21 protein-coding genes are annotated in these 21,122 nt (G+C 48.8%); 16 read left to right on the forward strand and 5 right to left on the reverse strand.

From position 1 onward, the window contains the following. Positions 1-293: 293 nt before the first annotated feature. Positions 294-1,199: a DMT family transporter gene (locus tag B3Z23_RS18555; protein ID WP_294912871.1), complete on the reverse strand. Its 906-nt coding sequence runs from the start codon at positions 1,197-1,199 to the stop codon at positions 294-296. Positions 1,200-2,041: 842 nt separating this feature from the next. Here B3Z23_RS18555 and B3Z23_RS18560 point away from each other — a divergent pair. Both B3Z23_RS18560 and B3Z23_RS18565 read left to right on the forward strand, forming a co-directional pair. Next, entirely contained in the window at positions 2,042-2,812 is a 771-nt protein-coding gene (locus tag B3Z23_RS18560; protein ID WP_294912872.1) for an ABC transporter substrate-binding protein, read from the forward strand. A 29-nt stretch (positions 2,813-2,841) separates the two neighbouring features. After that, on the forward strand, positions 2,842-3,915 hold the full coding sequence (locus tag B3Z23_RS18565; protein WP_294912874.1) for a DUF2817 domain-containing protein: 1,074 nt from the start codon (positions 2,842-2,844) through the stop codon (positions 3,913-3,915). A 57-nt stretch (positions 3,916-3,972) separates the two neighbouring features. On the opposite strand, the gene B3Z23_RS18570 is transcribed toward B3Z23_RS18565, so the two are convergent. Next, the gene (locus B3Z23_RS18570) at positions 3,973-4,257 is read right to left on the reverse strand and encodes a putative quinol monooxygenase (RefSeq protein WP_294912877.1); all 285 of its coding nucleotides are present in this window, start codon (positions 4,255-4,257) and stop codon (positions 3,973-3,975) included. Between the two features lie 191 nt (positions 4,258-4,448). After that, positions 4,449-5,198 (reverse strand): SDR family NAD(P)-dependent oxidoreductase, encoded by a 750-nt coding sequence (locus B3Z23_RS18575; protein WP_294912880.1) that lies wholly within the window; start codon positions 5,196-5,198, stop codon positions 4,449-4,451. A 185-nt stretch (positions 5,199-5,383) separates the two neighbouring features. Here B3Z23_RS18575 and B3Z23_RS18580 point away from each other — a divergent pair, with 185 nt between their 5' ends. Beyond that, positions 5,384-6,340 (forward strand): LysR family transcriptional regulator, encoded by a 957-nt coding sequence (locus tag B3Z23_RS18580; RefSeq protein ID WP_294912915.1) that lies wholly within the window; start codon positions 5,384-5,386, stop codon positions 6,338-6,340. Between the two features lie 142 nt (positions 6,341-6,482). Further along, the gene (locus tag B3Z23_RS18585; protein ID WP_294912883.1) at positions 6,483-6,899 is read left to right on the forward strand and encodes an Exc2 family lipoprotein; all 417 of its coding nucleotides are present in this window, start codon (positions 6,483-6,485) and stop codon (positions 6,897-6,899) included. Between the two features lie 33 nt (positions 6,900-6,932). Here the strand turns inward: B3Z23_RS18585 and B3Z23_RS18590 are convergent, their stop codons facing one another. Next, positions 6,933-7,865, reverse strand: coding sequence for a LysR family transcriptional regulator (locus tag B3Z23_RS18590; protein ID WP_294912886.1), 933 nt, complete (start codon positions 7,863-7,865; stop codon positions 6,933-6,935). A gap of 86 nt (positions 7,866-7,951) precedes the next feature. On the opposite strand from B3Z23_RS18590, the gene B3Z23_RS18595 reads away from it, so the two are divergent. The 5 genes from B3Z23_RS18595 (at position 7,952) to kch (ending at position 13,516) form a co-directional block, all read left to right on the forward strand. After that, a complete protein-coding gene (locus B3Z23_RS18595) occupies positions 7,952-8,782 on the forward strand; it encodes an MBL fold metallo-hydrolase (RefSeq protein WP_294912888.1) in 831 nt (276 codons plus the stop codon). Then, the gene (locus tag B3Z23_RS18600; RefSeq protein WP_294912891.1) at positions 8,783-10,120 is read left to right on the forward strand and encodes an amidase; all 1,338 of its coding nucleotides are present in this window, start codon (positions 8,783-8,785) and stop codon (positions 10,118-10,120) included. It begins immediately after the preceding gene. 181 nt (positions 10,121-10,301) lie between these two features. Further along, complete coding sequence (locus B3Z23_RS18605) at positions 10,302-11,174, forward strand: DMT family transporter (protein WP_294912893.1); 873 nt, start codon at positions 10,302-10,304, stop codon at positions 11,172-11,174. Positions 11,175-11,256: 82 nt separating this feature from the next. After that, positions 11,257-12,141, forward strand: coding sequence for a LysR family transcriptional regulator (locus tag B3Z23_RS18610; RefSeq protein ID WP_294912895.1), 885 nt, complete (start codon positions 11,257-11,259; stop codon positions 12,139-12,141). Positions 12,142-12,334: 193 nt separating this feature from the next. Then, positions 12,335-13,516: a voltage-gated potassium channel protein gene (gene kch / locus B3Z23_RS18615; protein ID WP_294912898.1), complete on the forward strand. Its 1,182-nt coding sequence runs from the start codon at positions 12,335-12,337 to the stop codon at positions 13,514-13,516. On the opposite strand, the gene B3Z23_RS18620 is transcribed toward kch, so the two are convergent. Beyond that, positions 13,513-13,647, reverse strand: coding sequence for a hypothetical protein (locus tag B3Z23_RS18620; protein ID WP_294912901.1), 135 nt, complete (start codon positions 13,645-13,647; stop codon positions 13,513-13,515). The genes kch and B3Z23_RS18620 overlap by 4 nt on opposite strands. A 373-nt stretch (positions 13,648-14,020) precedes the next feature. Between B3Z23_RS18620 and B3Z23_RS18625 the strand changes: the two genes are divergently transcribed. From B3Z23_RS18625 to fimA, 7 genes are all read left to right on the forward strand, one after another. Then, complete coding sequence (locus B3Z23_RS18625; protein WP_294912904.1) at positions 14,021-14,830, forward strand: ABC transporter ATP-binding protein; 810 nt, start codon at positions 14,021-14,023, stop codon at positions 14,828-14,830. Positions 14,831-14,841: 11 nt separating this feature from the next. Next, entirely contained in the window at positions 14,842-15,606 is a 765-nt protein-coding gene (locus B3Z23_RS18630; protein WP_038016227.1) for an ABC transporter permease, read from the forward strand. Next, positions 15,594-16,565, forward strand: coding sequence for an ABC transporter substrate-binding protein (locus tag B3Z23_RS18635; protein ID WP_294912907.1), 972 nt, complete (start codon positions 15,594-15,596; stop codon positions 16,563-16,565). The genes B3Z23_RS18630 and B3Z23_RS18635 overlap by 13 nt, the downstream gene beginning before the upstream one ends. A 32-nt stretch (positions 16,566-16,597) precedes the next feature. Then, positions 16,598-17,842, forward strand: coding sequence for an amidase (locus tag B3Z23_RS18640; RefSeq protein WP_294912909.1), 1,245 nt, complete (start codon positions 16,598-16,600; stop codon positions 17,840-17,842). Then, positions 17,832-18,884, forward strand: a complete 1,053-nt coding sequence (gene allD, locus B3Z23_RS18645) for an ureidoglycolate dehydrogenase (protein WP_294912917.1) — start codon at positions 17,832-17,834, stop codon at positions 18,882-18,884. Before B3Z23_RS18640 ends, allD begins: the two co-directional genes overlap by 11 nt. 207 nt (positions 18,885-19,091) lie before the next feature. Continuing rightward, positions 19,092-19,622: a phospholipase D family protein gene (locus tag B3Z23_RS18650; RefSeq protein WP_414716516.1), complete on the forward strand. Its 531-nt coding sequence runs from the start codon at positions 19,092-19,094 to the stop codon at positions 19,620-19,622. 911 nt (positions 19,623-20,533) lie between these two features. Beyond that, positions 20,534-21,122, forward strand: a 589-nt coding sequence (gene fimA / locus B3Z23_RS18655; protein WP_294912911.1) for a type 1 fimbrial major subunit FimA, incomplete at its 3' end; no start/stop codon positions are given.

Raw genomic sequence — 21,122 nt, forward strand, 5'->3', positions numbered from 1 at the left:
AGTTCAGTCATGCGGTCAAAAAGCAGACTGGACTTTTTTATGGGAAGAGCTCAAAGTATTGGGGAAAGAATAAGCCCTGGATTTATGTGCAAAATACTCCCTGACAGGGATATTTTCATCAGGTTGATTCACATAATATCGACAGGGCATATAAGTAACCCGGAAAAATAGCTATATAAACAGCATCTGATCCGCATATCGCTGAGTGAATAAAAGTGTCATATCACCCACTGGCATGGATTGAAATCAATGTTTTGTGCCTGAAATCAAAATGAAAGAGATTTTGTAAAGATTTAGCCTAAAGGGGGATGTCCAGAATCTTTCGGTTTATTTCTAAATCCCGGAAAAATCATTGGCACTACTATTGCCATAATAATGATCACGCAGCCAGTAATCTGGTCCGGAGTGATAGACTCGGACAGAAGAACATGCGAAAACAGAAACGCAGCAGGTAGTTCAGTGGTTACCAGCATCCCTGCAAGGGATGAATTTGTTTTAGGCATCCCGAACCCGTAGAGTAGTACAGGCAGGATAGAAGAAAAAACAGCATTAATGACAGACCACATACTGTTCTCGCTGACAGGGGAGATATCTATATTTTTATTAAATAAAAACAACGATGCTATAAATGCGCCAAACGTCAGTATTTTGGCTTTATCGATAACGCGAACACCGTTTGCGATATTCGATGATGAAACGATAACGAGGCTGTAGGAGATCCCTGCTGCTAATCCCCAAAGAAGCCCCTGTAAATTGATCTCTATCGCACCATGAAAAATACCTGTGGATGTCACGACACCTGCCATAATGAAAATAAAGCTGGTGATTTCACGCCGTGTTAAAGGCTTTTTCTTTATCAGTGCATTCATCGCCGGTGCCATCCATGCTGACTGCATCACCAGCAACGTAGAGGTGGGAACACCAACGTAATGAACGGCGTTATAAAAACAGTAAGTGATGCACAGAACGGGAATACCGGTCGCGAGGACGAGCAGCTTATCTCCGGCATGAAACGCTCCTGCTCTATTACGGTTCAGCTCGGAAAACACGAAAAACAGCACGAAGGAAAAAAGAAACTGTGTGGGGATAAGGCTTTCAATTTTCGAACCACTTGCTGTGGCCAGACTTAATATCACTCCCGGCATACCATATGAAACAGCTCCTGTGAATATGGATAGCGCACCGACAGCTCCTGACATTTTCAAAACAAACTCCTTAGTGTTCTTGTCCTGGTGAAAAGTGTAAAACAGATCAGTTTAGTCGTTTGCAAAACAACAGCAAGTGAAGTGTCCGGAAGAGAGTGTCAAAACTGTCCACTTTCTTCAGATATTTATTGCAATGCTTATGCATAAAAAATATGCCCCGGTAAACGCTAATGCTGAACCTGTTTATTCGTCTGAAGTCGGCCCGGAGTCTGATATGCCTTTTTTCTGAGTTAAAATAAATACTGACCAGTAAATGAATGATTATTTGACTTACATGAGAAAAGACGAATGAACAGACCATTTACTCAAACAGACCCTGTATATCTTCTCTTGTTTGTCGTTATTGGCGGGTCTTTTCCTGATGAATCCTCTGGTGAAATACAAACAAACAGCCAGATAAACGAGAAGTTTGTATAAGTTGTAGGAAATTAAGTTGGGACCTTGAAAATTACCTTGTCCGGAGGTTAAGGATGTAGACCTTCGAACTATTATGTCACCCCATATTTTCTGGTTAAAAAGAGAATCAAGACTAAAATATCAACACCCGGCGAAGTGATTAACACGTCCCGGTTTTTTGTTAGTGGACGAACAAATAACCGGCAATGGATCAGTTATCTGCGTTATTTTCGGTACCGGAAGCAATAGATGAATGTAATTTATTTGCATTGATCCGGGATGTATCACTGACTTTGCTATTTTTGTTTAAAAAAAGGATAATTAATTGTTATTACATAAGAATTTGCTCTGGATAAATCAGGGTTTAAGGTGGTGACTGTCTCCGGGCTATGTTATTAACTCTTTATGACATGACGTATAACTGACTGCCGGAGAGAACCATGAAAAAAATAGCCTCCCTGAGTGTATTACTTTTGCTGAGTGGATTCAGCCAGTGGGCGAGTGCAGAGCAGACTCTGCGTTTTGGCGTAGACCCCACCTTTCCTCCCTTCGAATCAAAAGCCAGTAATGGAAAATTACAGGGATTTGATATTGATTTGGGTAATGCCATCTGCACCCAGGCCAAAGTGAAATGTCAGTGGGTTGAGATGGGCTTTGATGGCAGTATTCCTGCCTTACAGGCGAAAAAGTTTGATGCCATCCTGTCGGCAATGTCGATGACAGAAAAGCGCCAACAGCAGGTCGCATTCAGCAATATGCTATACAACACTCCCAGTGCCTTACTTACCCCGGCAGGCAGCAAACTCACCGCAGATATTGCAACACTGCGCGGTAAAACCATCGGTGTGGCACAAGGCACCATTCAGGAAGCTTATGCCAAATCGAAATGGGCTTCTCAGGGCGTGAATGTGGTGTCGTACGCGAATCAGATGGAAGTGTATCCGGACTTAGTGGCTGGCCGGCTGGATGCCAGTGTGGCCAATGCGGTTTCGGCCGAACAGGGGTTCTTAGGAACTCCGGAAGGAAAAGGTTTTGAGATTAAAGCCATGCTGACCGACAAAGCAATACTGGGTAACGGTGTAGGTATCGCAGTACGTAAAGGCGATGTGGCTGAGCTGAAACTGATTAATGATGCACTCGCGGAACTTCACGCCAACGGCACTTATGATCGACTGACGAAAAAATACTTTACCTTTAAAGTCTATCCGTAAACCGTTTATCCACTGCCACAGGACAGAGTATGTCAGTATTGCCGGATTACCAGACCCAGCGTCAGCATTTTATGACCGCCGCTAAACAGCGCAATGGTATTGTTACTTCATACCCACATCCGCTACCCGGGCCGCAGGGCGAACCGCTGTATACCGATGTTGTGGTCATTGGAAATCCCGCAGCTCAAAAGCTGATGCTGATCATTTCCGGGACTCATGGTGTTGAAGGTTATTACGGTTCGGAGAGTCAGTCTGACTGGCTGGAATTTATCGGGCAGTCCCCGTTACCCGATGATACCGCCATTGTGCTGGTTCATCTGATTAATCCCTGGGGCACTGCACATCTGCGCCGGGTCAATGAAGACAATATTGACCTTAACCGTCATTTTGTCGATTTCAGCCAGCCGTTGCCCGAAAACCCGGAGTATCCTTTCTGGCATGATGTCTATCACGGGGATCGTCACAGTGCAGACAGCTTATTGTCAGAAAAGCTGGCGACATATGGCTGGCAGACCATGCAGAAAATCGTCGAGGCCGGGCAGTATCAGTCGGCTGACGGAATATTTTATGGCGGGCAGCAGCCTGGCTGGTCTTACCGTACTATGGAGACTATCCTGCGGGACCATCTGAGTGAAGCGAAAGTGATCCTGAGCTTTGATTTGCATACCGGGGCAGGAGCCTGGGGTCACCCGATGCTGCTTTCGATAGCTGAGCAGCAGGTGGCAGCACATCAGTGGGGAAAAGCAGTCTATGGGGAATGGCTGACCCTTCTGTTTACCGGACCTGGCAGGCAGAGTGACACCGGAGTCGCGGCTTCTGCTACCGGCTATCTTTCTCAGTTTTTAATTAATTCATTACCGGAAACCTGCATATTACCGCTGGTGGTGGAGTGTGGCACTTATGCCGGAGAAGATATGCATCGTCGTGTCAGGGACGATCACTGGCTGTATCTGCAGGGGGATACCACCAGCGAACCCGCGATAGCCATTAAACAGCAACTGGCTGAAGGTTTCTGGCCAGCAGATCCTGACTGGCGGGCGCTGACCGCCTTTCGTACCCGGCAAATATTTCAGCGTGGCTGGAAAGCTCTCGCTGCGAAATAAAACGAGCCATTTCACAGAAATGGCGACTTTACTCTGAAGCGGCGGCACTGGACTCGATCACTGCTCCGAATCGCTGTCGGTAATCTGAATGTCGCGGGAGATGCCCTGTGTTTGGCGGCCCCATTCAGAATCCCGTGTACGCTGCTGATGCAGGGCAAAGGCCTGCTGGTTCGTAAAGCTTTCTTCAAGCCGCCAGATAAAAGGGTCTTCTGTCGGGGCCACACTGAAGGAGAGGCAACCGGCCTCCAGCTTAGTCAGCCGGGTATGTTCGGGCAGATACTGGCGTACCCGTTCGGCTTGCTGTTCATTTTCGCAGATTAAACGGCCACTGAGTTGGATCATCGTATTCTCCAGGGTCACAGACTGATTCAACGTTATACCAGATTATGATCCGGCAGCGTAAGACCCTGGCGGCTGGTGGTGTTCAAGGCCGGGTTACTACTCACCAGCCGTTAGCAGGCTGCGGAGACTTCCGGCGGAAAATTAACATGGCCGATAAAGCCGGAAACCCGTCTCAGGTTTCCGGCGATAGATCAGATTTGCGCTTGTCCGCCATCGACGAACAGTTCAGTACCGTTGATAAAGCCTGAAGCATCGGACGCCAGAAACGCCACCACTTTACCCACTTCACCAGGTTCACCCAGCCGTCCTAACGGAACCTGAGCGGCCAGCGCATCAAATAATCCCTGACGGTGTTCTTCCGGAACCAGATCACCCAATCCCGGGGTACGAATTGGACCGGGGCTGACGGCGTTCACCCGGATAGCGCGGTCTTTCAGATCCAGCGCCCAGCTGCGGGCAAAATTCCGAACTGCAGCTTTACTGGCACTGTAGACGCTGAAACTGGCTGTCCCTTTTATCGAGGTGGTGGAAGAGGTCAGGATCACCGAGGCTCCCTGAGTCAGTAATGGCAGCGCTTTCTGAACCGTAAATAACAGGCCACGCACGTTGGTGCCAAAGATTCGGTCAAAATGTTCTTCAGTAATGTCGCCCAGCGCCATCATATCTCCGCCGCCGGCATTGGCGAACAGAATATCCAGATGTCCGGAATGTTTCCCGATAGCGTCATAGAGTTTATCCAGTTCGGCTAATTTCGAGACATCGGCCCGGATGCCGATGGCTGAATGACCAATGGTGGCAACGGCGGCATCCAGTTCTGCCTGACGCCGTCCGGTGATATAAACCTGTGCGCCTTGTTTTGCCAGTTCCTGTGCTGATGCCAGGCCGATACCGGTAGTGCCACCGGTGACTAACGCGACTTTACCGTTCAGTGAGTTGCTCATGGTGATATTCCTTCAGAAATCTTGTGAATGAAGAGTCTGTCCGACACCGGCACTATTTCCGTCGGTGGTTACAGGCGATGTCGCTACTCTAGTCCTGACGGGATTATCGAAAAATATGCAAAAATGAAAATAACTATCCATACTGGTGGATAATTAGAATCAGCCTGCAGGAGAAAGTCACTGTGCTGGACCAGTTATTAGCTATCCGCGCTTTTGCCCGGGTCACCGATACCGGTAGCTTCACCCGGGCAGCAGATTCACTGAATATGCCGGTTTCAACAGTCAGTAAACTGGTGAAATCGCTGGAAACTCATCTGGGTGTCCGTTTGTTGTTGCGTACTACCCGTAGGGTAACCCCCACCCCGGAGGGGCGGGAGTACTATGAAAATACCGCGAGAATTCTCAGAGATATTGAGGAAACGGACAGTGCACTGAGTCTGGCCGGGCAGCGTCCGCGGGGTCAGCTACGTGTAGATATCGGGGCCTCCACCGCCCGCGATGTGCTTATTCCTGCATTACCGGATTTTATGGCGCGCTATCCGGAAATCACACTCGATCTGGGCGTCGCAGACCGGCAGGTGGATCTGATTAGTGGCAATGTGGACTGTGTGATCCGTGGCGGGCCGATGAATGATTCATCATTGATTGCTCGCCATATTGGTGATGCTGTGATGATCACCTGTGCGACGCCAGGTTACCTGCAACAGTATGGCATCCCGGCAACACCGCAGAACCTGAACGGCGAGCACCGGCTGATTGGTTATCTCTCTTCCCTGACCGGCAGGGTTTTTCCCTTTCGTTTTCTCTGCGAGGGTGAACTGACTGAACTGAAAATACAGCGTAGTCTGGGGATAAATGAAAGCAACGCCCATCTCGCAGCAGCGCAAGCCGGGTTAGGGATTGTCCAGACCTTTACCTATTCAGTGAAGAGTGCATTGCAGCAGGGGACAATGGTGGAAGTTCTTAGCGACTGGCGACCTCCACGTTACCCGTTTCATGTGGTTTATCCACAAAACCGCCATGTAACACACCGGCTGAGGGTGTTTATCGACTGGCTTTCGGAAGTCTTTCCGGTGTTACTGAGCGGAGAAACTGCCGGGAAAGAGGTGACAGGCCCGGCGGGCGGTAAGCCATCTGTTTGATGCCGGGGAGCGGTAATAGCCATGATAGTGCCCCTCCGTGGCCTGTTAACCAGATCATCATACTTTTGCAGCAGATACCTGCTATTTTATCTTTAAATAACCAATTTTTCGGATGTTACCCCGGAAGTAAGGATTTGTTCTCATGCAGGTGAGTAGAGTCTGCTTCGCTACCTTATTATCTCTATCGTTAATCCTTACCGGATGCAGTACCCAGCGTACTATTGTTCAGCGTAATGCAGATCATCTGGCCTGGCAGATGGCCGATCAGGATTTTTCTGCCTCACTCAGAACCCAGGTTCCGGATACGGCCAAAAATCTGACGCATTTCCTGCAGCGTTTTTATGACGAGGGCAAAAAGATGCGTGCTGCCGGGGTGTCGGAAGATCAGGCTCTGGCCGTGGCTGTTTTGCTGAGGGAGCGAATTGTTCAGGGGCAGCTACCCTCGCAAAATACTTTTGCAGGGAAAACCTATACGTCATCCTGGTCTGAAGCCTCTAAAAAGCAGGTGGCACAGGCTGTCGCGGGTACCTTTATCGACGGTTATAACGGGGCTAAATAATACAGTCGGGTAAGCCGTCCTCCAGATGGAGCATCAGCGGGAGAGTTTTTCCTGCATCAGGCGACGGATACGCGACAGCAGCCATTGTACTGCAGGGTCGTTGTACCGGTTTCGATGCCAGAGTATGGCCAGAGCAAAATCTGGCATTGCTGCGGGTACCGGGGCTGAATCAAAACCATATCGCTCCTGCCAGTCATCAACCAGCAAAGCCGGCACAGTGGCAAATGCCGGAATTTTGCTGAGAATCACCGGCAGTACCGAAAAATGTGTACTGATATAACGTACCTGCCTCGATGTTCCTTGCTCCAGCAACATTTTGTCCATAGCACTCTGACGGGCGCCCCGGTAAGACACCAACAGGTGTGGATGACGGGTAAATACTTCGCGGGTCAGAGGTCTTTGTACGGGGATCTGTTGACTGTCCCAGACGGTAGTGAATCCGCACGTAGCCAGTTGCTCACGGTTGAGTGCGGAGGAACACTGATCACCTGCGCTTACCGCCAGATCAATATTTTCCAGTTCCAGCTCGCTGACGACCTGCCAGGGGTCACAGGCCACGGCATTAAGGGAAATGGCGGGTGCATCCCTCAGAATTTCTGCCAGCAGGTCTGGCATCAGCCAGTGTTCAATCCAGTCGCTCATCCCGATGCGGAGTGTGATTTCATCGGTTGCCGGGTCAAATGTCTGCCTGCTGAACAAAACGTTATGCAGTTCAGCAATCAGCGGAGCGAACCGGGCAGATAAAACAGTCGCCTCAGGTGTAGGGTGCATACCCTGAGCGGTGCGGACAAACAGCGGATCATCAAATAATACTCTTAGCCGTTTTAGTGAGGCGCTGACAGCGGGTTGTCCCAGGTGCAGGCGTGCTGCCGCTTTAGTCACACTGCGCTCTTCATACAATACGCTGAAGACAATGATTAAATTCAGGTCTACGCCATGAAAATCGATATTTTTGATGTTATTCATAATTTCAATCAATTTAATTAATGCCACTCGCCCGGCTATAGTGCCGGTAATTTAGCCTTTTCTACAACAGGCAGTGAGAGGAAAAAATGACAAAAGTTATTGTAGGCGACTGTACGGTTGAAAAAATTACCGAACAAACGGCGACCCTACCGTTGGCGGCACTTTATCCGGATCATCAGTCTCCGTTACGGGAAGAAACCCGTCCACAAAATGTTGAGCTATCAATACATAGCTGGCTTGTCAGAACTCCTGAACAGGTGATTGTGATTGATACAGCTACCGGAAATGGTCGTCAGCGCGATAATAAGCCCCTTTTTCATCAACTGGATACCCCCTATTACTCCCGACTTCTTGCCAGTGGTGTCGATCCCGATGAGGTGTCGATGGTTATAATGACGCATATTCATACCGACCATGTGGGATGGAATACCCATCTGGTTAACGGTCAATGGCAGCCTCTGTTTCCCTCTGCCCGATATATCTGTTCCGCCACGGAACTGGAAGCATGCCTGGCAGATCCGCAGCAGCAGGAACTATTTAACGACAGCCTGTTACCATTGATTACCCGCGGACAACTGGATACTGTCAATGTGAATGAATCCCCCTGTTTTGCCGGAGTGCTGAGCTATTTACCTACCCCGGGTCACAGTATTGATCATGCGTCACTGATCCTTCATTCGGCAGGGAAGTCTGCAATTTTTACCGGCGATATTATGCATCACCCGCTACAGTTTCGTTTTCCGCAATGGAACTCAGTATTTTGTGAAAATAAACTGCAGGCGGTACGTTCGCGTCAAAAGGCGCTGGAATGGGCTACCGCGCATCAGGCCCTCTGGTTTAGTTCCCACTTTGCCGGTTCCTCGGTGGGGCGAGTGACCCGTGATCTTCATCAACAGTATCACTGGCAGGAGGTGTAAATGTTTCAGCGTAAGGACTATCCGCGGGCATCAGTCGGGAGGCTGTCTAAAGCGTTAGAAGCGGGGGAGGTTACTGCGCTGCAGCTGACCGAATGGGCACTTGATCGAATTTCGGCTGATGACCGGCGACTGCATGCCATCAGCCGGCTGCATGCCGCAGAAGCCAGAGCTGCTGCCACTGCCAGTGATCAGCGACGGGCTGCAGGGTTGCCTGTCGGGAAACTTGAGGGTATTCCGCTGCTGATCAAAGATAATATTGCGGTACGTGGCTGGCCGCAGACCGCAGGGTCGGTGGCATTACAGGGGCTGGTCGCCAGCGAAGATGCCCCGCTTATCGCCAGATTACGCGGCGAAGGGGCTGTTCTGTTGGGGCAGACCGCAATGCATGAATTAGCGGCGGGAATTACCGGGGCTTCATCGCTGACAGGGTATACCGAAAATGTCTTTCATACGGGTTATTCACCCGGAGGTTCCAGTAGCGGTTCAGCAGTGGCGGTGGCCGCAGGATATACTCCACTGGCGATAGGCACCGATACTGCTGGCTCTGTGCGTATCCCTGCGGCGTTTGCTCAGATTTACGGATTACGGCCAACTCAGGGGCGGGTGAATATGCAGGGAATTGTCCCGCTATCGCCATCTCAGGATATTGCCGGGCCTTTGGTGAGCCATGCCAGTGATCTGCCGCGGACTTATGAAATCATGACCGGCAGGGCTCCGGCGGAGACCACAGAACAGTTATCGGTAGGTGTTGTTTCTGAGTTATTCGATGAACAGGATCCGGTGGGGCAACAGGTCAGACGGGCACTGAATTTCCCCGCAACGGTTCGATTAACCACCGTGAGCCACCCGGAAATCAGCCATCTTGCCAGTGAAGCCAATATTATTGCTTATGAATTCTCTGAAGCCCTGGCTGGCTTTTTAGCTGACAGACCAGCCGTCCGGTATAAAACATTGTCACAGATTATTGATTCCGGGAAATATCACCCCGACCTCGGGACGATATTTCAGACCCGTGCGGCGCACCCCGGCACTGACAGTGCTGATTTTTATCGGGTACAGCAAAAACAGGTCGCATTTTATCAGGATCTGGTGGATTTCTTTCACCGTCACCGGATTAACCTGCTGGCTTTCCCGGTGATAAGCCAGCCCCCGGTCAGGCACGGTCAGGCTCAAACCGGCAGTAATGCTTTGATTTCAGCGACTACGGGCACCCCGGCTCTGGCATTACCGGCCGGTTTCACCTCCAGCGGAATGCCGACGGGACTGGAGTTACTGGCTCTGCGTGACAGAGAAGATCTGTTGCTGAGAGCAGCCAGTACTTTCCTGCCACCAGAGTGACGTGGTGAGATTCTGACAGAGGGTGCAGACAGGTGCTTTGATATCCGGTGAGTACGATTACGGTAGTAAAGAATTATCTGCATCTATTCGATTTTCAAATTATGTTTCAGTGTATTATTCGTTTTACGGGTTTTACTGCGAATGCTAGCGTGATTCTCTTATTTACCAGATGGAAGACCTGATGAGCGCTCTGAAAGCACAACTGTTAGCCCATTTTTGTACCCTGTTGTTTGGGCTGTCTGCCATTTTTGGGGAACATATCACTGCAGATGCTGCGTCGATTGTGTCTGGCAGAGGGCTGACAGGCATGCTGACACTGATACTCTTGTTGCTGTTGCTCAGAAATAAACGTCATCCACTGACAGGAACAGACAGAACGAAATTATTTATTAATGGCATGTTGCTCGGATGCCACTGGATCTGTTTTTTTCTGGGGGTCAGAGAAGGAGGGGTAGCGATGGGGACTATCGGCTTTGCCAGTTTCCCGGCATTTGTGATCTTCTTTGAAGGTTTACTACGGCGTAAAATCCCGGCGAGTGGTGATTTGTTTATCGCCCTGATGATTATGGGGGGGATCGCATTTCTGGCGCCCTCAGCTATCGGTCCTCATCACAGTATGGCCGGTATGTTCTGGTCAGTCAGTGCCGGAGCGACACAGGCAGTCGTCGTGATGTTTAACCGTTATCACCGCACCGCCGCCTCACCCTTGCAGTCATCTTGCTGGCAGTGTTTTGGTTGCGCCATGATTGCGCTGCCCGCCGGATTTCATGGAATGGTGCGGAGTTCGGCCAGCGACTGGCTGTTTATTATTTTGCTCGGGGTGATTTGCACCGCGCTGGCTTACTGGTTACTGACATTAAGCCTGAGGACTCTCTTACCACGTACACTCTCTTTGATCCTGATACTTGAACCGGTTTATGCTCTGGTGTTGGCAAAATTATTTCTGCACCAGAATCCGGAATCGACAATGCTGCTGGCCGCGGCTTTGGTGACAGGGGCTTCGGTACTGTCGGTGGTCTGTCCACCGAAACCGGCACTACAGGATAATGTGTAGTCCTGCCATTAATAAACACTGTGGTGAACTGCTCCGGTAATCTCACTGCACCTGCTGACACCACCACCCTGAGCGATGATTTATGGCAGATAAAACGCTGGATATACGCTGGTTAAAAACCTTCGTTGCGGTTGCCCGTACCGGTTCGATGACGGATGCCACACAGTCGGTATTTCGTTCGCAGTCAGCCATAAGTATGCATATCAAAAATATCGAGACTCTGCTCGGACGGCCGGTGTTTCACCGTGAAGCTAAAAAAATGATACTGACACGGGCTGGCAGAGAATTACTGACCTATGCTCACGATATCTTAAAATTGCATGCAGAGGCCATACAGTATGTCAGTGGAACCGAGCTGCGAGGTAAGGTCAGCCTGGGCATTCCTGATGATTATGCGGCGGGCTACCTGCCATTTATTCTGCAAATGTTGGGAGAGAAATTCCCGTTTATCGAACTGTCTATTATTTGCGAACCTTCGCTGAGACTGATTCCAATGATTGAGGATGGCACTCTGGATATTGCGATTGTGTCCCGGGATGCCCCTCAGAGAGGGACTTTTCTGTTTACCGAACCTCTGGTCTGGATCGGTAGCCCACATCATCTGCAAAATGAACATGAGCCCTTACCAGTCGCGGTGTATGAGTATGGCAGCGAAGCCAGAGAGAATATCCTGAGTTCTCTGGAGCAAATGAACAGAAGTTACCGGATAGCTTACAGTAGTCCTTATCTGGCCGGACAGATAGCGATAGCCCAAAGTGGTATGGCGGTTGCTGTGCTGGCGGAGTGCAGTGTGCCGGATTATCTGCAGAAAATTGTTCACCCCGATCTGCCACCGTTACCAGCGCTGGAGGTTTGCATCATTACCCGGGCTTCATCCCCTGACGGCAGCATTAATGATCTGCTGAGTACCGAAATTATTTCGAAATTACAGCAAATTCGCACCAGTCCACTGCCAGTGGTGGACTGAAGGCGCTGAATCACCGGAGACATTTCTTTCAGTCGCCCGACTCTTTAGCGCTGCCGCAACATATTGCCACCCTTTTTTCATTGATGTTCCCCAAAATCCCCCTACGCTTTAGCTTATCGGATCAGTCTGTGATTTTCGTAAGTTGGAACCATGCAGAAAGGGATCCTGTAACAGAGGTGTGGTGAACAATCAGATGAAAATTATCAGCTTTCTGAAAAATCCAATGATAGTGGTGTACTGCCTGGCACTGATGGTTGCGCACAACGGCTACATGATGCTCCGGCCCATACTATTGCTGGTAATGGAGAACGCACCAGAAAAACTCCGGAATTTCCATTCATGGCAGGAAGCACTAAGTTTCCTGGAAACTTTTGATATCCCGAGATTTATGATGGGCCTGGTGCTGTTCTGCATGGCCTTTACGTTACTGATGCGTACCAGGATTGCCTGGTTCAGTTCATTACTGTTGTTGTTCTGTATTGCACTGACCAACCTGATCATTCTGAAAGCTCACCATACTCAGGCGATCTATGCGCTAATTACCATGGGTGGATTACTGTTCTACTGGCGGCATTTTGATAAGCACAGCCTCGGTAGTACCAGTATTTTCGCTGTGGTCAGCGTTCTGTCACTGATCGTTTATGGCATGCTGGGAACACTTTATCTTGGTGACCAGTTTACCCCGCCGGTTAAAGATCTGCCGACGGCGTTTTATTTTGTGATTGTCTGTATGTCTACGGTGGGATTTGGCGATATTCTGCCTCATACCACCGCGGCCAGGATGTTTACCCTGACGGTGATTATTTTCGGTATCACTATTTTTGCCGCATCGGTTGCCTCGATAGCCGGTTCACTGATTAGTCAGAATGTTCAACGTATTCTAAAAGGACGGTTTTCTCACGTGGTACGTAAAAATCACTATATTGTGGCCGGATCTTCAGCGCTGGCACAAAGTGTCAGCCAGGGGCTGGCGGACTCCGGCGGGAATGTCACTATTGTCTGTTACCCGGGCAATAAATCTGAATTTCCCGAAACGGCTGATGTTATCGAAGGTGATCCCTCCTCACTTCCCATACTGGAGCAGGCAGGCGCTTCCAAAGCGAAATATATTGTGGCGCTGATGGATAATGACGCCGATAACGCCTTTGTGGTACTGGCGGCCAAAGAGGCTGGTGGCGATGACACCAAAACTATTGCGCTGGTCAATGAAAGCCAGAATATGACTAAGATTAAGCGGGTACGGCCAGATGGCGTACTGTCGTTGCAGCAACTTGGTAGTGAAATTCTGGTACGTACCCTGAATGGCGAGGATGGCAATAGTCCGATGAATATCGATATTTTCTTCAACAATACCTCTTCGCCGGAAGAACATTAATGGCCGGAGGGAGAAACGCAGTTTTCAGGGGTAAAGATCGACAACTCAATATTGCCGCTGTCGTACATCCCGGGAATATTTTGCTTTTCCAGATAACTAATCATCAGACCCAGTGCCCTGAATGCCTGCAATTCCGGATTCTGATCAATAGTGTAGGATAAAATATCCTGCTGTAATAACCGGCGGGTCGTATCGTAGAGTTCATGGGTGATAAACGCTATCTTCTTTCAGTGGCGATTTTTTTACCTGCCAGTATCCCCATCTATTACTTATTGCACCAGTATCAGGAAATAGTCATATATATCTGTCATATATAATCATTGTACGATTGCACCATTGCAGTGATTTCCCGCGAGTTCAGAATTTCTTTTCGGCTATTTGTTTCAGACTCTTAATTTAAAAATACATATAAAACAAAGGATTAATTTAATTCATTTCTGGCATGCTATGTGCATAGCGGTTATCTGTAGCAGAATTTACGGATAACCATGAGGCAGAGGAATAATGAGTCATTTGCAGGAATCTGAATCACCGCATCCCCTGGAGATAAATCAGTTAAGCCACCATTTTGTGCTGGAGAATGGTGAAGAGTTACGGCTGTTTCAGTTTCTTAATTTCGTGGTAAAAGCCGGTGAAATTGTTGCGGTTGTTGGACGGAGTGGTGCCGGAAAAAGCACCTTATTTAACCTGATCTCAGGATTACTGAAACCCAGTTCCGGTAGTGTGGTATTAGGGCCGGCAAAAAATGGTGCTGTCGGCCGCATCGCCTATATGCTGCAAAAGGATCTGTTATTACCGTGGCGGACCATTCTGGATAATGCCCTGCTGGGTATTGAGCTATACCGAAAAATTACTCCGGCTGATCGTCAGCGAGCACTTGATATGCTGGCACGTTACGGCCTTTCCTCGGTAGAGAATGCCTATCCGGCCTCGCTTTCCGGCGGCATGAAACAACGGGTTGCGCTGACCCGCACACTGTTATGTGACCCAACGGTAATCCTGCTCGATGAACCTTTTTCTGCACTGGATTATGAAACCCGGCTGATGCTGGAAGATGACGTCATGAATCTGACCAGAACCGGAGAGACCAGCGTCATTCTGGTCACCCACGATATCGATGAAGCTATTGCCATGAGTGACCGGGTGGTCTTGCTGGGCGGCCGGCCGGCCAAAATCGTGATGGAGCAAAAAATCGATCTTACCACCCAGGGACCGAGAACGGCCGTTTCTGCCCGCGGGGCGCCTGAATTTCATGATTACCATACCCAAATCTGGGACGGCTTAAGAATGAATAACGTGGCTCACGGTCAATAGGACAGATATCAATGACACAAAATGCAGATAAGCGCAGAGCGACAATCATTGTCTTTTTTATTCTTTTTTTACTTGTGTGTTTATGGGGACTGGCCGCGCAACAAAACTGGATTAACGGCCAGTTATTAGGTTCACCTTACGGTATTTATCACTCAGCCGTTATCGGTCTGACCCAGGGGCAACTGCTCTTTGATACCTGGATTACCTTTTATGAAACCATCATGGGTCTGGTGATTGGTAGCGGGTTAGGAATTATTCTCGGCCTGGGATTATGGTTTTACCCTAAGTTGTCGCAGGTCGGCGAGCAATTTTCCGTCATTCTTAACAGCATCCCAAAAATTGCCCTTGGTCCGTTAATCATTATCTGGTTCGGCTCAGATACCACATCAAAAATCTGGCTATCCGCGATCTCTTCATTTGCTGTCGCCATGATTTCTGCCTGCGCGGTAGCCAGGGAAATTGACAGCGATTTAATGAATCTGTTTCGTTCATTTAAAGCATCCAATGCCCAGGTTTTCAGGAAACTGATTATCCCGTCGTCGGTGCCTTGGATTTTTTCCATTATTCGTATCAACGTCGGCTTTTCGCTGATTGGTGCCGTGGTGGGGGAATATATCTCATCAAATAACGGTCTGGGCCATGAAATCTTTGTGGCGGGTTCGCTGTTTGATCTTAATACCGTTTGGCTTGGCGTCATTGTACTGACAGTGATGGCATCGTTAGTAACCTGGTGTATTCAATATATTGAGAAAAGGGTGGTTAAATGGAAAGCATAAAAATGAAATCTGTTCGTAAACTGGCTGCGGTTGCTGTGCTGGCCGGAACCTCCGCATTTGCCTCTTTTGCAGAAGCAAACCAGCCAGCTGTCATTTATGAAGCTTTCCACTCTATTCAGTATCTGCCGTTATATGTCGGTATCGACCAGGGCATTTTTGCCAAACACGGCGTGGATTTAAAACTGATGACTGCCGGAAGCGGTGCTCAGGCCGTGGCGGCGGTGATTGGCGGGCACGCCGATTTCTCTTTACAGGATCCGATGACGGCTGTGCTGGCTCATATTAAAGGTGCGCCGATCACCAATATCGGGCTGGTGGTTGCCGGGGTACCGGTATGGATTATTGCTCCGCCGTCTGCCAATCTTCACTCCGAAGCCGACCTGAAGGGGAAAACGGTCTCTACGGCGATGCCACCGAGTACCACCACTTATCTGTTACAGCAACTGATAAAAGATAAAGGGATTCAGGGAGTGAATCTGAGCACTGTTCAGTTGGGTACTGAGTTATCGCCGCTGGGTGTCGGTCGCGCGCAGGCTGCAACCGTTTATGAACCTCAGGTCGACCAGGGGATTGCCAGCGGCTATAAGATTGTTTACTCGTTTAATGACAAGTATCAGGGAGAATTTGCCTTCTCAGCTATTGATGCTCTGCAGTCAACCATTAAAAGTAAACCTGAGATGGTGAAAAACTTTATCGAAGGTCTGGCTGAAGCCGAAAAAGTGATCCATAACTCTCCGGATATTGCCCGTCAGGTAGCGATTAAAGAGTTCCCGACGTTAGATGCTAAAGTCGTGACTAATGCGGTTGACCGGCTGGCAAAAAATAACATTTATGCTGTCGATCCGTATATTTCCGAAGGTGCCTTTAATAATGCCATTAATGTGCAGCAGTACATCGGCAATATTAAACCGGGTCAGGTCACCTACACGGATGTGGTGCATAACATCTATAAGAAATAGTCCGTGATTATCGGGTCATGACGGGAAGCACTATGAAACAGAACACCACGCTGGAGCAGGCGATAGCTGCGGCACAACAACGGAATCCTGAGTTGAAGGCCTTTGTCTGGCTGCCTGAGCACTATCCGGAAACACCCGTGGGATTACCGCTGTCAGGTATACCTGTCGCGGTAAAAGATCTGATAGACACTAAAGATATGCCTACCGGTTACGGTTGCCCGCTGTTTCAGGGGCACCTTCCGGCGGAAGATGCAAAGATAGTCCGGCAACTGAAAGCCGCAGGTGCGACGATTTTCGGTAAAACGGCTACCACGGAGTTTGCCTGGCGTCACCCGGCCGCCACAGTAAATCCCTGGAATTATCGCCATACTCCGGGCGGATCTTCCAGCGGTTCAGCGGCTGCGGTCGCGGCCGGTATTGTCAATATCGCCCTGGGTACACAAACCGTAGGATCGGTGATTCGTCCGGCAGCCTACTGTGGTGTCGTCGGATTTAAACCGACTTATGGAAGGGTATCAGTGGAAGGTATTCAGCCACTGGCAGGCTCGCTTGACCATACCGGTTTTATTGTCTCTGATTGCTACTATGCCAGCCTTTGCCAGCAGGTGATTGTCGACAACCAGACTACAGTATCTCCCCCTGTCCCTGTGAAGCCACGCCGGGTCCGGTTGTATATGCCGGCGCAGTGGCAGTCGGCAGATGAGGAACTGAAAAGCTGGTTTTCCGGGATTATTGGCTGGCTGAATGAGCAGGGGATTGAATGCCGGCCGTTGGAGGCTGCAGATAAAGCACCAGAATGGCTGGCGGCACTGGACACCATTCTGGCGTATGAAGCCTGTCAGGGACTGTCAGCGAAAATTGGCGCGGACTTATCTGCGGTCGGTAAAGCGACCTCTGCACTCATTCAGCAAGGGAGTGAGATCTCTTCACAGGTCTATCAACGGGCAATAACCTTTATGCAGCAATGTCGTCGTCAGCGTGATGATTATTTTCACGACAGCGATGTTATTCTGTCGCTGGCCGCCCCGTCAGTAGCGCCGCAAGGGCTGACTTCAACGGGGGATGCCTCGTTCTGCGCCCCCTGGTCATTCCTCGGGTTACCTGCGATGACGTTACCGGGCGGAATTTCCTCTCAGCGATTACCGATAGGTCTTCAACTGATTGGTCATTCGATGAAGGAAAGTGATTTAATCTCGATGGCCTGCTGGTTTGAGTCTCGCTTACCCCGTATTAAAGCCCCGATGATCGGTGGAGGGAATGACCGTGATAAGAGTTGATCCTCAACAGTTGCTAACTCTCATCAGCGATAAACTGCAGCGTGCCGGTTTGCAGGTACTCCATGCAGAGACCGTCGCGGCATCGCTGGTACATGCAGATAAGCGCGGTGTTCACTCGCACGGAGCATTGCGGACCGAATATTACGTGGAACGAATCTGTAAAGGAGGGATCAATACAACGCCCGAATTTACTGTTCGCCATGAATTACCGTCCGTGATGATTTTTGATGGCGATAATGGCCCCGGGCATTTTGCCGCGCAACAGGCCATGGAGCGTGGAATCGAAATTGCTCAACAGCAGGGACTGTGTGCAGTTGGCATTCGCCGTATCAGCCACAGTGGCGCACTGTCGTTTTTTGTAGAGCAGGCAGCAAAATCTGGAATGGTGGCGTTGTCGTTATGTCAGTCTGATCCGATGGTGGTCCCTTACGGTGGCGCAGAACCTTATTACGGGACCAACCCTATAGCCTTTGCTGCCCCGGGGGAAGATGATGATTATATGATGCTGGATATGGCGACCAGCGTTCAGGCCTGGGGGAAAATTCTTGATGCGCGTCTCCGGCATCAGCCCATCCCGGCCGACTGGGCGGTGGACAGTCGCGGTCAGCCAACCACTGATCCTGCGGCTGTGGCTGGCCTGAATGCTATTTCAGGACCCAAAGGCTATGGATTAATGATGATGGTGGATGTGCTGGCAGGGATGTTGCTTGGGCTGCCCTTTGGCAAACATGTCTCATCTATGTACCAGAATATGTCGGAAGGCCGCAATCTCGGGCAGTTACACATCATTTTTAATCCTGCGGCGTTTACCGATAGTACTGTTTTCAGAGCCAGTGTTTCTCGTTCAATGGCAGAGCTTAAGGCCAGTAAACCGGCGCAGGGAGTTGAACAGGTACTTTATCCGGGTGAAGACTGTATTCTGCGTGAGGCTCTGGCAGCGGTCGAAGGCGTGGCAGTGAATGAAGATGTCTGGCGTTATCTGCACAGCGACACTCTGCATTCTGACCGCTATGAAACCGGCAATCCGTTTAATGGTCGCTGAACTTTGACCCGTCTGAATCTCCTCCCGTAGGGGAAAACCGGTAATTTCTCTCCGCAGATCCGTTTTCAGGAAATGCGGATTTTTTATTGTCTGCATAAATGGTAGGGTGCTGCTGACTCACTGAAAAGTAAAGTTAATTCAGTGAATAACGCGTATCTGATAGCAAATAAGCACAGAGAGATTCCCCCGTTGTCATTGGATGTATTAATGAAGAGAAGTACATATTTACTGGCTGCCGTATTACTGGCCGCCCCGGCCCTGACGATGGCAGCCAGCCCATCGGTTGAAGTGGGTTTTTCACCGGAAGGCACGGCCCGCAGTCTGGTACTGAACACTATCAATAGTGCTCAACATCGTATCCGAATGCTTTCCTATTCTTTTACTGCGCCAGATATCATGCAGGCATTGGCCAGTGCCAAAAAGCGCGGTGTTGATGTCAAAATTGTGGTGGATGAGCGAGGCAACAGAAATAAATCCAGCCTCGCTGCGATGAATTTCATCGTCAATCAGGGGATTCCCCTGAGAACTGACAAGCATTATCCGATACAACACGATAAGACGATCATCGTGGATGATCAAACCGTTGAGACAGGCTCGTTTAATTACACTGCCAGTGCTGAGCGCCGGAATTCTGAGAATGTTCTGGTGATCCATAATTCACCTGATTTGGCCCGTGTTTATACCAGTCACTGGCAGGATCGTTGGGATAAAGGCCAGGATTATCACTCTCAGTATTAGATTCTGAAACATCGGATGCCAGTCTGTTATCCCGGGCCTGGCATCCCAAACATTTTTACCTGTCCTTTTACTTCTCCGACAGCATTATTCTTCCCCGGTGAATGCAGAGCAATCATGTTTTTCTGCCATGGAAATGAAAAGTCATCCATTTATATTGATATTAATCAAAGTTAATAGTTTTATTAACGGCAAATAAACAGGTTAATTCTGCTTATTTATAACGATAACTCTCACGCAGGAGTTATTTTTTAAAAATTGAAATCGTTTACATACGGGTTTTTTATCCCATAAAATCGTTAAAACATATCAATTAACAGAAATTGATAGGGAAGTACGTGAGTAATTATTCTTTGGTTTGTAATATATAAAATAATTTACGCATTTAATCGTAGTAAGATAATATATTTAATTTGTAATCTGGAAATCAATCGGTAAAAACATTCATTATTGTGTTGCAATGCCCGAATTGATTTTTTTTAGAATGGATAGATTAGGTTTTGTTCAGGTTTAATGATTGGTTTGTTATTTAATGATAATACAGGATTTTAATTTAACTTATTGACAGTATTTAAATTAATTGTGAGTTTATCGCATTGATATAATTTATCTCTACGCCTTTTTAGTATGGATTTGATAAGTCAACCGTCTAAAAAATTAGCGAAATTAATTTTTTAATTATCTCATTAATTTATGTGATGTGGTTATTTGCCAAATAACCTGTAATGGCCCTATCCTGATAGGCATCTGGCGGAGTTGTTAACTTTTGTAATGATGAAACCAGAGTGGCAGGTCAAAATGAAGGTTATTGTAATAATGGTTCTGACCATACCGGAAAGCTGGCCGCCAATTTCTTATTTATTAATTTTTTGCAATTTCTTATTCATTAATCTTTGGATTAAAAGGCAAACTGTATGCAAATAAAATCACTGGTAGTTGGCGTCCTTTCCGCTCTGTCTCTGTCTGTAACTGTTGCTCACGCAGCAACAACTACAGTCAACGGTGGTACTGTGCACTTCGAAGGCGAAGTTGTGAACGCAGCCTGTGCCGTTGATGCCGGTTCAGTTAATCAGACTGTACAACTGGGTCAGGTAAAAGCCAGTTCTTTGAGTGCGGTTGGAGAGACCAGCAGCGCTGTAGGTTTCAATATCCAGTTAGATGACTGTGATACTACAGTGGCAAAAACTGCGGCTATCGCGTTTGCAGGTGTGACTGCAACTTCTAACGATGATGATTCTTCCGATCCTGAAACTTATGGCACTACATCTTATCCTGACGTATTAGCTCTGCAGGGTTCTGCTGCAGGTTCAGCCTCTAACGTTGGTATCCAGATCCTGGACAGCACCGGTTCTGCTCTGAAACTGGACGGTGCAAGCTTCAGCACTGCGCAAACTCTGATTGACGGTACCAACACCCTGCCATTCCAGGCACGTTACTACGCTCTGGGTGAGGCGAAAGCAGGTACAGCCAACGCCGATGCTACCTTCCAGGTTCAGTATCAGT

This window comes from Tatumella sp. UBA2305 (assembly GCF_002345795.1).
Taxonomy (GTDB): domain Bacteria; phylum Pseudomonadota; class Gammaproteobacteria; order Enterobacterales; family Enterobacteriaceae; genus Tatumella; species Tatumella morbirosei.

Excerpts from the sequence above, each read along its gene's own strand:
- B3Z23_RS18560 (WP_294912872.1), top strand. The coding sequence starts at position 2,042 with ATGAAAAAAATAGCCTCCCTGAGTGTATTACTTTTGCTGAGTGGATTC.
- B3Z23_RS18575 (WP_294912880.1), bottom strand. The coding sequence starts at position 5,198 with ATGAGCAACTCACTGAACGGTAAAGTCGCGTTAGTCACCGGTGGCACT.
- B3Z23_RS18630 (WP_038016227.1), top strand. The coding sequence starts at position 14,842 with ATGACACAAAATGCAGATAAGCGCAGAGCGACAATCATTGTCTTTTTT.
- B3Z23_RS18595 (WP_294912888.1), top strand. The coding sequence starts at position 7,952 with ATGACAAAAGTTATTGTAGGCGACTGTACGGTTGAAAAAATTACCGAA.
- B3Z23_RS18585 (WP_294912883.1), top strand. The coding sequence starts at position 6,483 with ATGCAGGTGAGTAGAGTCTGCTTCGCTACCTTATTATCTCTATCGTTA.
- B3Z23_RS18590 (WP_294912886.1), bottom strand. The coding sequence starts at position 7,865 with ATGAATAACATCAAAAATATCGATTTTCATGGCGTAGACCTGAATTTA.
- B3Z23_RS18600 (WP_294912891.1), top strand. The coding sequence starts at position 8,783 with ATGTTTCAGCGTAAGGACTATCCGCGGGCATCAGTCGGGAGGCTGTCT.
- B3Z23_RS18610 (WP_294912895.1), top strand. The coding sequence starts at position 11,257 with ATGGCAGATAAAACGCTGGATATACGCTGGTTAAAAACCTTCGTTGCG.
- B3Z23_RS18650 (WP_414716516.1), top strand. The coding sequence starts at position 19,092 with ATGAAGAGAAGTACATATTTACTGGCTGCCGTATTACTGGCCGCCCCG.
- B3Z23_RS18640 (WP_294912909.1), top strand. The coding sequence starts at position 16,598 with ATGAAACAGAACACCACGCTGGAGCAGGCGATAGCTGCGGCACAACAA.
- B3Z23_RS18570 (WP_294912877.1), bottom strand. The coding sequence starts at position 4,257 with ATGATCCAACTCAGTGGCCGTTTAATCTGCGAAAATGAACAGCAAGCC.
- kch (WP_294912898.1), top strand. The coding sequence starts at position 12,335 with ATGAAAATTATCAGCTTTCTGAAAAATCCAATGATAGTGGTGTACTGC.
- B3Z23_RS18605 (WP_294912893.1), top strand. The coding sequence starts at position 10,302 with ATGAGCGCTCTGAAAGCACAACTGTTAGCCCATTTTTGTACCCTGTTG.
- B3Z23_RS18625 (WP_294912904.1), top strand. The coding sequence starts at position 14,021 with ATGAGTCATTTGCAGGAATCTGAATCACCGCATCCCCTGGAGATAAAT.
- B3Z23_RS18635 (WP_294912907.1), top strand. The coding sequence starts at position 15,594 with ATGGAAAGCATAAAAATGAAATCTGTTCGTAAACTGGCTGCGGTTGCT.
- B3Z23_RS18555 (WP_294912871.1), bottom strand. The coding sequence starts at position 1,199 with ATGTCAGGAGCTGTCGGTGCGCTATCCATATTCACAGGAGCTGTTTCA.
- B3Z23_RS18565 (WP_294912874.1), top strand. The coding sequence starts at position 2,842 with ATGTCAGTATTGCCGGATTACCAGACCCAGCGTCAGCATTTTATGACC.